This is a genomic window from Pilibacter termitis, assembly GCF_900167335.1.
In the GTDB taxonomy this organism is placed as follows: domain Bacteria; phylum Bacillota; class Bacilli; order Lactobacillales; family Streptococcaceae; genus Pilibacter; species Pilibacter termitis.
This window is the reverse complement of record NZ_FUXI01000048.1, coordinates 1-11,411: the sequence shown is the minus strand read 5'-3', so window position 1 is coordinate 11,411 and position 11,411 is coordinate 1. Positions and strand designations below refer to the sequence as shown.

General features: G+C 35.8%; 10 protein-coding genes. 4 read left to right on the top strand and 6 right to left on the bottom strand.

Annotated elements, in window-relative coordinates; genetic code table 11:
• The first annotated feature begins 408 nt into the window (after nucleotides 1-408).
• Entirely contained in the window at nucleotides 409-645 is a 237-nt protein-coding gene (locus B5D30_RS12805) for a hypothetical protein (RefSeq protein ID WP_078808473.1), read from the top strand.
• Between the two features lie 40 nt (nucleotides 646-685).
• On the opposite strand, the gene B5D30_RS12800 is transcribed toward B5D30_RS12805, so the two are convergent.
• Nucleotides 686-901, bottom strand: a complete 216-nt coding sequence (locus B5D30_RS12800; protein WP_144399615.1) for a hypothetical protein — start codon at nucleotides 899-901, stop codon at nucleotides 686-688.
• 1,104 nt (nucleotides 902-2,005) lie between these two features.
• Between B5D30_RS12800 and B5D30_RS12795 the strand changes: the two genes are divergently transcribed.
• Nucleotides 2,006-2,497 (top strand): aminoacyl-tRNA deacylase, encoded by a 492-nt coding sequence (locus B5D30_RS12795; protein ID WP_078808469.1) that lies wholly within the window; start codon nucleotides 2,006-2,008, stop codon nucleotides 2,495-2,497.
• Between the two features lie 269 nt (nucleotides 2,498-2,766).
• On the opposite strand, the gene B5D30_RS12790 is transcribed toward B5D30_RS12795, so the two are convergent.
• Both B5D30_RS12790 and B5D30_RS12785 read right to left on the bottom strand, forming a co-directional pair.
• Entirely contained in the window at nucleotides 2,767-3,747 is a 981-nt protein-coding gene (locus B5D30_RS12790) for an L-lactate dehydrogenase (RefSeq protein WP_078808466.1), read from the bottom strand.
• Nucleotides 3,748-3,910: 163 nt separating this feature from the next.
• Nucleotides 3,911-5,125 carry an MFS transporter gene (locus tag B5D30_RS12785; protein ID WP_078808465.1) on the bottom strand — a complete coding sequence of 405 codons (1,215 nt, stop codon included), beginning with the start codon at nucleotides 5,123-5,125 and terminating at the stop codon, nucleotides 3,911-3,913.
• Between the two features lie 378 nt (nucleotides 5,126-5,503).
• Here B5D30_RS12785 and ahpC point away from each other — a divergent pair, with 378 nt between their 5' ends.
• On the top strand, nucleotides 5,504-6,067 hold the full coding sequence (ahpC, locus tag B5D30_RS12780; RefSeq protein ID WP_078808464.1) for an alkyl hydroperoxide reductase subunit C: 564 nt from the start codon (nucleotides 5,504-5,506) through the stop codon (nucleotides 6,065-6,067).
• Between the two features lie 104 nt (nucleotides 6,068-6,171).
• Entirely contained in the window at nucleotides 6,172-7,701 is a 1,530-nt protein-coding gene (ahpF, locus tag B5D30_RS12775; RefSeq protein WP_078808462.1) for an alkyl hydroperoxide reductase subunit F, read from the top strand.
• A gap of 54 nt (nucleotides 7,702-7,755) precedes the next feature.
• Here the strand turns inward: ahpF and B5D30_RS12770 are convergent, their stop codons facing one another.
• Genes B5D30_RS12770 through B5D30_RS12760 form a run of 3 tightly spaced genes read right to left on the bottom strand, consistent with a single transcriptional unit; the run spans nucleotide 7,756 to nucleotide 10,645 of the window.
• The gene (locus B5D30_RS12770) at nucleotides 7,756-8,973 is read right to left on the bottom strand and encodes an MFS transporter (RefSeq protein WP_078808461.1); all 1,218 of its coding nucleotides are present in this window, start codon (nucleotides 8,971-8,973) and stop codon (nucleotides 7,756-7,758) included.
• Nucleotides 8,970-10,232: an ATP-grasp domain-containing protein gene (locus B5D30_RS12765; protein ID WP_159443346.1), complete on the bottom strand. Its 1,263-nt coding sequence runs from the start codon at nucleotides 10,230-10,232 to the stop codon at nucleotides 8,970-8,972. Before B5D30_RS12765 ends, B5D30_RS12770 begins: the two co-directional genes overlap by 4 nt.
• Nucleotides 10,233-10,237: 5 nt before the next feature.
• Nucleotides 10,238-10,645 (bottom strand): DUF2000 domain-containing protein, encoded by a 408-nt coding sequence (locus B5D30_RS12760; RefSeq protein WP_078808459.1) that lies wholly within the window; start codon nucleotides 10,643-10,645, stop codon nucleotides 10,238-10,240.
• Nucleotides 10,646-11,411 lie beyond the last annotated feature (766 nt).

The window sequence follows — 11,411 nt, the reverse complement described above, 5'->3', positions numbered from 1 at the left end:
CTTTGATTTTGTCACTTTAAGCCTCATAAAAATCGCCTCCTTATCTCTATTATAACACACGTACTCAAAACGTACTACTAAAAAGTGTGAGAAATTTGACAAAAAAATAAGGAATGAAGCCCTGTGTTATAATGTTTTAGAAAAAATGTTCAGGATGGAAGTGTCAAACTCCCGGGAAGTTGTAGAGAAGTAGCGAAAAACGATAGGCGATTCCTTGTGAGTTGCCTATTTTTTAGAAGTAAAGTAAAAACTTGAATACAAGAGTAGCACAAATGTGCAGAATGTCTAAAAATTCTTAACAACTGCTTGCGTAACCCTTAAAATTGATTTATAATAAAACTAAAGAAATTACCGAATGTATCTTTATTATTGTTTTTATAAAAAAAATCAGAGTGTGGAGGGTATTTTATGAAGTCTCTTTGGGAAACAGAAAAAGAAGTAGCACCGTTGCCTTGTGGTGAAACATTTATGCTTTCAGACATTTCAAGTGAAGAATTTTGGAATAGTGATAAAAATGCGTACAGAGTGATTCGTGAACGATGGATTTCAGAGTTTAAAGCGATGGTTTTGACAGGTAAACTGTTTGGTATAATGTATCTTTGCCAAAATGAAAACGGCGAGAATGTATATTTCAAATTTGCATAGTAAAAAGCTGGGATGATAAAAATCACCTCAGCTTTTTTTGTTATTGATTATCAGATTTGTCGTGGAAAAATTTATCCATTCGATTTGTGCTATCTCCGTTGTCGCTTGTTCGTTGAGTGATTTGCGGGGTATATCGACTGTCACGATGACTAGTAGCGTTAAGCGTGCCAGCGATAAAGCCTACGACTAAAAAGAGTAGACTGAAAACAAAAATACGATAATCCATTCTTCTTAAAAAGTTCCGTAGTTTTTCCATTTTTGGTTCTCCTTGTCTTTCTTTGAGTTCCTTTGTGAACTCTTGAAGATTTTTTGTTGTTTTATTATTTACAAGTAAATTATAAAACAACAAACTTAATTATAACTTAAGGGCACCTCTAAAAACTCACGCTTATCCAAAATTGCTAGTTTCCCGATTTTCTTCGTCAGTCTCCTCAACCTATGAACCACATAGCTCTCGTCGATTTCCTCGAAAATCGAAAAACTATCTAATTTTGGCTTAACCGGAGTTTTTAGAGGTGCCCTTAATTGTTAAAGGGATTTTTAATAAAAAACAAAAAAGCACCGAAGTGCTTCTTTGTTTTAGGAGTTAATGAAAAAGTTTTGGATTGTTCACTTTGGGGAAGTGAACAAAAAGGGTTGGTTGGGTTAGTAGGTGTTCCCTACTACATTTACTATAATACAATACGATTTTGAAAAAATAGTGAAGAAAAACGGAAAACAAATGAAAAAACTGTGAAATTTGAGGTTGAATTTGAAATGTAGATGAAAAAATAACTAGTAAAGTTTATGTTTCTTTCTTTAAAATCGCAAGTAGGTCGTTTTCGCCCTTTGTCCGAACGAAGTTTTTCTTCAAGTTTTTTGTAGCTTTATTGTTTGCAGGGGATTAAAAAATAAACTTAATTGTTAAAGGTGACTTTAATAAAAAACAAAAAAGCACCGAAGTGCTTCTTTGTTTTAGGAGTTAATGAAAAAGTTTTGGATTGTTCACTTTGGGGAAGTGAACAAAAAGGGTTGGTTGGGTTAGTAGGTGTTCCCTACTACATTTACTATATTACAATACAATTTTGAAAAAATAGTGAAGAATAACTAAAAAAGAATGAAAAAAATGTGGAATTCGAGTTTTAAATTGAAATTCAAATGAAAAAAATAACTAGAGAAATTTAGGTTTCGTTTAAAAAACATAAAAAAACAAGCTAAAACGAAAAAATAAAAGAGAATGTACCGCTTGATTTGTCGAGAGATTTCGTTGATAATAGCAAAAGAAAATGGATTCTCTAAAAACTTCGATTAAGCCAAATCTAGCAATATTAGTAAGCGTAAGTTTTTAGAATTCCCCATAAAGCTAGAGGAGAAAAAAAGAATGAGTAAAAAGAAAATAAAAATCAAAAAAACTTTACCCGAGCAAATTTTAGAAAAGGCAGGAATTTCGTTTGAGAGTATCGCTTTTGAAATTATTGAAAACGAAGAAGGCAAGCGAGTGAATCATGGTGAATTAGATGAAAATACCATTTACAAAACGCTTGCTCTCTCTGGAAATGTGACAGGTACATTGATTGGTATTTTGCCGATTACCGCTCATTTGGATTACAAAAAACTAGCGATTGCTAGTAACAATAAAAAAGTTGGAATGTTGCCGTTAAAAGATTTGCAGAAAACAACAGGATATGTGCATGGTGCGAATAATCCCGTGGGGATATGGAAAAACAAGCACTTTCCTATTTTTATTGACAATTTAGCACTAGAACAGAAAGAAATCATTGTTTCGGCAGGAGAAATTGGTCGGTCGCTTAAAATAAATGCAGAAGTCTTGGCAGATTTTGTTGAGGCGAAGTTTGTTGATTTGCGAGAGTGAAAAATTTGATTAATTTCACAACACTTGTCGGATCTAAAACGTTTAATGGCTCGTCAAAAAGTAAAAAAGAAAAGCGAAGAGGGGAGTTCTGAAGTCTGCAACAGTGAGCCGTGTCGTTTACTTGAACGAAACAACGTTTCGTTCGACACAGCGAACAGTTGCCAGCCTTCAGCCCCTCGTAGCTAGACAAAGGAGCATCACTTATCACATAAAGACTAATTTCTTCTTAAAGAACAAAAAAGAGAGCCATTCGGCTCCCTCCATAGTTTTTACTGTTTTGCAGCCTCAGCAAATTCAGGTTTTGAAAATGCCTCGTCAATAATATCTTTCAATTGTTTTGCACTAGCTTGCATTTGTTGTACTTCACGATCGTTTAGTGGGATTTTTACGACACGAACGATACCGTGAGCTCCGACGATTGCAGGAGAACCGATAAATACGTCCTCTACTCCGTATTGCCCTTCCATGTAAACGGAAAGTGGCAATACTGCATTTTCATCGTCAAGGATTGCTTTTGTAATACGAGCAAGGGCTACGGCGATACCGTAATAAGTTGCTCCTTTTTTCTCGATAATTGTATAGGCAGCATCACGAACGGAAAGGAAAAGATCTACTAATTCTTGATCGTCTAAATCACGATTTTCTTTTAGCCATTCTTCTAATTTCACACCTGCAACATTGGCATGGCTCCAAACAGCAAACTCACTGTCCCCATGTTCGCCCATAATATAAGCATGAACACTACGTGCATCAATGCCAACTTTTTCAGCAAGAGCTTGGCGGAAACGAGCAGAGTCAAGTGAAGTTCCGCTACCGATCACGCGTTCTTTTGGCAGACCAGAGAATTTCCATGTAGAGTAAGTAAGTACATCTACTGGGTTGGCTGCAACTAAAAACATACCGTCAAATCCAGAGTCCATGATTTGTGTAACGACATCTTTATTAATACGAAGATTTTTTTCTACAAGGTCAAGACGAGTTTCTCCCGGTTTTTGAGGTGCACCTGCAGTCAAAACGACAAGGTCAGCGTCATGAGCATCTTTATATTCTGCGGCATAGATTTTCTTAGGGCTAGTGAATGCAAGAGCATGAGACAAGTCAAGTGCATCCCCTTCAGTTTTTTCCTTGAAAATATCAATGATACCAAGCTCTTGAGCGATTCCTTGTGTGACAAGTGCGAATGCGTAAGAGGAACCTACTGCACCATCTCCGACTAGGATAACTTTTTTGTGTTGTTTTTCTTTAGACATTTTGTTCAGTCTCCTTTAGTAGAAATATTGTTTTCCGTCAACTATTGTAACGCTTTTTCTTGTATTAGTCGAATGAAAAAGACTGGAAATGAAAAGTTCTTATGAAAAATTACAGGAAATTTTCACAAGAACTTTCCTTTTATAAAAATCATAAAATTTGTGTTTATTTATATAAAACTTTTATTCTACTTACGAAAAGAATGAATCCAGCACAAAAACAAGCAACAGTAACTATATATAAATTTAGATTTATACTTGAGATTCCCATAAAAATCATAGATATTACTGACGGAACAAGTAAAAAGAATGTATCCATACAACCATAAATGGTTCCCATTTTTTCTGCTGGCACACTTCTTATAATATCTGAACTAAACCTTAAGTTAAACACACTTGTAATAAGAATCGAAAAAAGCAATGTAAAAACACCAAGCCACAATTGTTGTAAAAATAATAAGAGTACAAATAGCAAGTTTCCACTAAATGATGTTAGTAAAATAACTCGTGTTGAAAGATTTTTTAAGACTGTTGCACCAAGCCAACTTCCTATGATACCGCTAATCATTATTAATCCCTGAACGAATGCAATTGAATAAGAAATGTTAACAATTCTACTTGAAGGATAGTATGCAAGAAAAATAGCACAAATTGGTACAATAGTGATAGCTACACTATTTAACCCAGTTGCTATAAAAAATAAGCCTCTCATTTCTGGCATTTTCAATAAATCTTTCAATGATTCTTTTATATGAATAAATATCTTATTCAAATTATCATGCTTGTCCCCAGTTATTTGTTGCTCAATTTTTTCTAGTTTAGGACGAATGAATTGAACACCAATTGCTACTACAAAAAAAGTTCCTGCGTTTATAAATGCCAATTGGTAAATACTTGTAATACTTATTAATGTTGCACCTAAAAAATAAGCAAACATACTAATACTACTGGTAACTATAAAATTTACAGATAAAGCTCTCTCCATTTTTGATTCAGGGACGATAAATTTAATAAACGGTTCTACACAAAGAGTAACATATTTACCAAATAAATCGCTTATTGAATTCAATACACCAATAAGTAAAATACCATATATCGAGTTTGTATAAAAAATTGTCAGTCCGATACAAATATATAGAAATCCTCTAACAATTCCCGATTGGAAAAATTTTTTTGTTCTATAACGTGTAGAATCTGCAAATACACCAAGTATTATTTGGGAAAAATTAGGAATAGTTTCTGAAAATGTCACAATCATAACGGCTAACGAGGGATTATCAAGTTTACTTGCATAAGATAATAAAGCAAGATAATACAAACTATCTCCTAGTAAACTAACCCATTCTAACGTTCTCCATTGCATATATAATCTGTTAATCAAAAAATCACCCCATAAATGACATCAATGCACATGGAGTTATTGTAAACTCTAAAATAGTTGACATCAAATCATTCTTATTATCCTGTTAATGTTTAAAATGATTATACAATCATTAATAAGTAATTACAACCGAAAATAAAAAAATTGAAACAATTAGCGAGATAAAGTTCGTCAGTTGTTTTATTGTTAAGATCACTCCTAAAAACTCACAAACACCAGCTTATAAGCAGATATTTGGAGTTTTGTTTTTTGTTAGGTTAAAATAAAAAATGTAGCATGGAACATTACATTTTGCGAGGAAGTGCTGCAAGGAGTGTGCAACATATCCAATAGTCGCCAACTTCCTGCACCTCAACGCTAGACAAAAGGAGAAAACATATGTCATTAATCGGAAAAGAAATCGGAGAATTTTCAACAGATGCTTACCTAAATGGGAAATTTGTTACAGTATCATCAGAAGATTTGAAAGGACAATGGAGTATTGTTTGCTTTTATCCAGCAGATTTTTCATTTGTTTGTCCAACAGAATTGCAAGATTTGCAAGAGCAATATGCAGAATTGAAAAAATTAGGGGTAGAAGTGTACTCTTGTTCAACAGATACGCATTTCGTTCACGCAGCTTGGCATGAGCATAGTGAGGCAATTTCTACAATTGAATATACAATGTTAGCTGACTCATCACAAAAAATTTCACGTTTGTTTGACGTATTAGATGAAGAAAGTGGTTTGTCACAACGTGGTACGTTTATCATTGACCCAGACGGAGTAGTGCAAGCGGTGGAAATTACAGCTGACGGCATTGGTCGTGATGCAAGTGTATTAATCGACAAAATCCGTGCAGCTCAATATGTTCGCACACATCCGGGTGAAGTTTGCCCTGCGAAGTGGAAAGAAGGAGCAGAAACTTTAACGCCGGGCTTGGACTTGGTCGGTAAAATATAAGCCTCTAGGTCTGGAGCAACAGTTCCAGACCTTTATTTACTCTAAAATCGAAGTGGGCGTTAAAGAGTTTGTCGTAGGATGTAAAAAAGGGAGGAAAAAACAAAATGAGCTTAGAACAATCATTAAAAGAACAATTAAACGGCTATTTAGCACTTTTAGAACAAAATGTAACATTCAAATTAAGCGTTGCAGATGATGAAAATTCTTTGAAAGTAAAAGAATTTGTCGAAGAAATTGCCATAATGAGCGATAAACTTTCGATTCAAGAGGAGAAACTTGAGAAAACACCAAGTTTTGAATTGGTGGCGGAAAATGGAAACTCTGGTGTCGTGTTTGCAGGTGTGCCACTTGGGCATGAGTTTGCCTCGTTTGTCTTAGCGTTATTGCAAATATCAGGTCGTGCTCCGAAAATTGAGGAGGAAGTGGTGAAAACCATTCAGAGTATTTCTGAAACACTTGATTTTAAAACATATGTAAGCCTTACTTGTCATAATTGCCCTGATGTCGTGCAGGCGTTAAATATTATGAGTGTGCTAAATCCTAATATTACCCACACAATGATTGACGGTGGAATGTTTAAAGAGGAAGTCGAAACACTTTCAATCATGGCTGTGCCAACTGTTTTTCTAAATGGCGAAGAATTTTCGAGCGGTCGTCAAAGTTTGGAAGAAATGGTTGCACGTGTGGCAACGGTTGATTCTTCACAATCTTTAAGTGAAAAAGACCCTTATGACGTTTTAGTAGTTGGTGGTGGGCCTGCTGGAGCTGCTGCGGCAATTTATGCGGGCAGAAAAGGGATTCGTGTAGGACTTGTTGCCGAACGCTTTGGCGGTCAAGTCTTGGAAACGCTAGGAATTGAAAACATTATCGGTACACCGTATACCGAGGGTGAAAAATTCATGGGGCAAGTCGAAGAACACGTGAGGCAATATAATGTAGACATTATCAAAGCTCAGCGTGCGGAAAAGTTAGAAAAACGTGAGTTGGTAGAGCTGACATTGGCAAACGGAGTTGTGCTGAAGTCTAAAACTGCCATTTTATCAACAGGTGCGAGTTGGCGAAATCTCGGGATTTCTGGTGAACAAGAGTTTAAAAACAAAGGGGTGGCATATTGTCCTCATTGTGACGGGCCGTTGTTTGCAGAAAAAGACGTGGCAGTTGTTGGTGGCGGAAATTCTGGGATTGAGGCGGCGATTGACCTTGCGGGAATGGCGAAACACGTAACGGTTTTGGAATTTTTGCCTGAGCTTAAAGCTGATGAAGTTCTGCAAAAACGTTTGTTCTCATTGCCGAATGTGACCGTTTTGACAAATGTTGAAACCACAGCGATTACAGGAGATGTGAAAGTGAATGGTCTTGATTATAAGGAGAGAACGACAGGTGAAAAACATCACATAGGCCTTTCAGGTGTGTTCGTTCTCATTGGTCTTGTGCCAAACAATCAATGGCTAGAGGGTGTTGTTGAGATGAACAATCGTGGCGAGATTGTTGTTGACAAAGCAGGAGCGACAAGTCTTGAGGGTGTTTTTGCAGCGGGAGATTGCACGGATAGTGTGTATAAACAAATCATTATCTCAATGGGAAGTGGTGCAACAGCAGCACTTGGAGCATTTGATTACTTGATAAGGGAATAAAAAAATGTTGATTTTCACTTTTGTAGTCATAGTGAAAATCAACGTTTTTACTATTTATATATGTTTTTTTCGTTTACTTGCCAGATAAATTTGATACATCAATCCTGCGTAAATTACCGAAAGAATGGTAATTGCAAGCCAGCCGATTGAAAGGGAGGTTTGTGTAATCAGAAAACCAAACATACTGGTGCCTAAAATATTTCCAAAAGAGCTGATAATTAACAAATAAGAGTTCATTCTCCCTTCCATGCTTTTTTCGCTGAGAATGGAGACGACAAGGCTTATATTTGTCTGGATAAGAATTTCGCCAATTGTGCAAATGCTGATGAAAAGAATAGAGGCGACGAATCCGCTAAAGAGTAAGACCGACAAGAAACTTAGCATATAAAAGAGACTTCCAATACTCATTAGGAAAATCGGATTGAGATTGTGCGTAATGCCAGAGATGATAGGTGTGAGCGTTAAAACAAGAATGGCATTGATGAGCATTAGTAAGCCGTAAATTTTCGGGCCGTCATGAAACCAATCGTTTAGCTGAATAGGAATACCGTATGATATTTGAATGTAGATAAAGTAATTCAAAATAGAAAACAGAATGGTTTTGATTGCCAAATGATTGTTCTTGAATGTTTCAACGAATATTTTGCTCAATTTTTCCTCATGTTTCTTAGGAGTTTTTGTAGTAGAACGATTTTGTTTGTAGAACGCTAGGAAAAGAACCGCCATTACAAGATTCGAAATTCCGACAGATAGAAAGTACAGTGGCAATAATTTTTCAAACCACATTCCGCTCAAGAGTGGGCCGATTGCGACACCGAGGTTTAGGAAAAAATAGAGTAAGGAAAACCCTCTTTTTTTGATATTCAAATCATCTTTGGAATTGTCTAAGATAAGGACGTTATACAACGGATTAGTAAAACCAAAAATCCCGCTTAGAATGATGAGGAACGCTACTACGATTGACTTTCCAATAAACAGAGAACAAGCAATCGAACAAATACTCAAGGCAAATTGACCAAATAAAAGTAGGTTTTTTGCAGAATATTTATCCCCTAGAAATCCTCCGATAAAGATAGAAAAAAGATTAACAAGCAAAGCGATGGAAACAAATCCACCAGCTTCCGCATCAGTTGCTCCGAGCTTTAATGTAATGTAATTGGTCAACAATGGATAGACAAAGATAATCAAACTTGAAAAAAGTCTATTCAAACAAACGAAATAAACATTCTTTGGCAATCCATGATAAACGAGAAAATACTTTTTTAACTTCATGCTCTCACCTGCAAATTTTCAGAAAATCGAGTGTAAATCAATAATAGTTTGTCTTTCAATGTAGCGAAGTCGTCACTTTCCACAATCGCAAATCCAGAGCGAGTCATAGTGTCTGCAACGTCTGATACTTTGTCGCCAACGTTATAGTACACCTCAAACTGAATGATTCCTTCAATGTCGGCAAACTCTTCTTTCTTAGGTAAATAAGTAATCTCACCAGCTTTTTGCGGTAAGCAAATCATTCCTGAAAATTTTCCGTCTTTTTTCTCGGAAATTTCACAAATGCCAAGCTCAATATCAATCATTGCTGTAAACAGATTGACACCAAATGTATTTTCAATACTAGGAGGCATGACATCAGAACCGCCAATTCTAGCACCGATTTCACCGAAGTAGACCTCTTGATTTTCACAAACGAAATATTCTCCGTGCGTAATCGTGTTATTTATCCCAAGAGTTGCAATGACTTGTTCGTTCAATTCTCTGATTTTTTTGATGATTGGCTGTTCATCTTCAGAGTGAGGAAATGTAATGCTTGCAGGAGGCATATTTTTGGTTGCGATTTCCATGCAGTTGTAAAGATATTTGCTAACAGAAGAAAAGACGACTTTTCCATTTTTTACGATACAATCGCAGTGATATTCTTCGCCTTTGATAAATTCCTCGAGCAAAATCCGTTTGTCAACGAAAGGTTTTAAAAGTGCGTTATCAACGGTTAAATTCTCAAAATAGCGAATAATTTCTTCTTTTGAGTAGAGTGCTTTTGTGTTAATCGTGGCAAAACCGTTTGGGTGCTTGGCAACGATTGGATAGCCAATTTTCTCGGCAAACTCAATAGCGTCATCAGCAGTGAATGCGATTGCGACTTTGCTTGTTGGAAGTTTTTTCTGATGAAGAAGTTGTTTCATTATCCATTTGTCACGAACGGCAAGCGTTTGCGTTTCTTGCATTCCTTGAATACCGAAGTGACTGCGTAGTTTTCCGCCCAGTTCAATCAAGTTTTCTTTTGGAGCATAAAGAGCGAGAATTTTGTACGTTTCACAGAGTTTGCGAACGATTTGGCTAAGTTTGTCAAAATCGAATAAGTTGTCAATTTTTATGCAATCGTCAAAATATTCTCCGATAACTGTTGAATATTCTTCGACAGGCGAGATAAGGATTTTTTTGTAAGGATAAGCGTTTAATCTCTCCACCCATTTTCGCCCGCTTTTGTCAGTTACTGGAATATCGCATAAATATACGAGGATATTTTCTTTCATATTCATTACCTCAACAAACTAAATTTTTTCGTCATTTCACGTATCACAGCCTCCCCGCCGTACACGCCAATTCCAACAGGTTCTAAGTTTTCAAGCTCATTATTTCTAATTAGTTCTTTATATTCTGAATACTTATCGTTCAGAGCTTGCCCATTTCTTGTGAAAACAACACTAGAGATTTCTTCGTTTTCACTTGCTTGCGTGATAAATTTGCTCAGTGCCGCCGTTTTTGATTTCAACACTACAAGGCTATTTTTGATTCCAGCGTGCTGTACTCCACTTTTATCAAGTAAAGTTTCGCTATCATACATTCCCTCGTTTTCACGACTTAAAGCTCCTGAGAGAATCGCAACAATATTTGCTTGCTCACCCAGACTTAAATTTTTGTCTACTACCAATGCAATTCGTTTCATGGTTTTTCTCCTTTTCTAGCTACATGGTGCTGTTGCAGACTTCAAAACGCACCATTACGCTTTTATTTTTCTAAAAACCTTCCCTTATTAAATGCAGTTTATCACAAAAATTAGCGATAAACCATAAATAAAGTAAACCACCTTTTTTCTAAAAAATCAAGATATTTAATTAAGAGTACCTTTAAAAACTCACGCTTATCTCAAATTGCTATTTTTCTGTTTTTCTTCGTCAATCTCCTCAAGCTACGAGGAGGTTTTTTTTCAGAATATTCCATTTCCGCAAAATGCTATCTCTTTTTCTTGAGAGGTAGCATTTTTTGTCCCCTCACGGGGTTTAAGGGTTCTGAACTGAAAGTAATTGTTTTATTGTCAATGAGGGGACGGAAACAGGGGAGTTATGCGAAGTACAACCCGTACCCCATTATTTTTTTTGTAGATTCTAATATTTTTTCTTCTTTTTTCTTTTATTATTTTTTACCGTCTTCATTTATTTTTTTACAGTTTTTTGCAAACAATACATCCAATTTTGCTAATCCAAATGCCGCGGAAATATCCTCAAATTTTGATAAATTTTCCAATAATATTTTTTCCAAATTCTTAAATTTTTCTATCCCCTCCAAATTATTTTTTATTTTCTTTCTGGCATCTTAAAATCTTTTAATGCTTTATTTAAAGGCTCTTTGTCAAATCGTGTGGAAAGCATCTATTTTACAAAGCGTACCTAAGAGAGTTGGACATCTTGTCCAGCTCCTCTTTTGCGTCTACC

Excerpts from the sequence above, each read along its gene's own strand:
- B5D30_RS12790 (WP_078808466.1), bottom strand. The coding sequence starts at position 3,747 with ATGTCTAAAGAAAAACAACACAAAAAAGTTATCCTAGTCGGAGATGGT.
- ahpF (WP_078808462.1), top strand. The coding sequence starts at position 6,172 with ATGAGCTTAGAACAATCATTAAAAGAACAATTAAACGGCTATTTAGCA.
- B5D30_RS12795 (WP_078808469.1), top strand. The coding sequence starts at position 2,006 with ATGAGTAAAAAGAAAATAAAAATCAAAAAAACTTTACCCGAGCAAATT.
- ahpC (WP_078808464.1), top strand. The coding sequence starts at position 5,504 with ATGTCATTAATCGGAAAAGAAATCGGAGAATTTTCAACAGATGCTTAC.
- B5D30_RS12760 (WP_078808459.1), bottom strand. The coding sequence starts at position 10,645 with ATGAAACGAATTGCATTGGTAGTAGACAAAAATTTAAGTCTGGGTGAG.
- B5D30_RS12770 (WP_078808461.1), bottom strand. The coding sequence starts at position 8,973 with ATGAAGTTAAAAAAGTATTTTCTCGTTTATCATGGATTGCCAAAGAAT.
- B5D30_RS12765 (WP_159443346.1), bottom strand. The coding sequence starts at position 10,232 with ATGAAAGAAAATATCCTCGTATATTTATGCGATATTCCAGTAACTGAC.
- B5D30_RS12800 (WP_144399615.1), bottom strand. The coding sequence starts at position 901 with ATGGAAAAACTACGGAACTTTTTAAGAAGAATGGATTATCGTATTTTT.
- B5D30_RS12805 (WP_078808473.1), top strand. The coding sequence starts at position 409 with ATGAAGTCTCTTTGGGAAACAGAAAAAGAAGTAGCACCGTTGCCTTGT.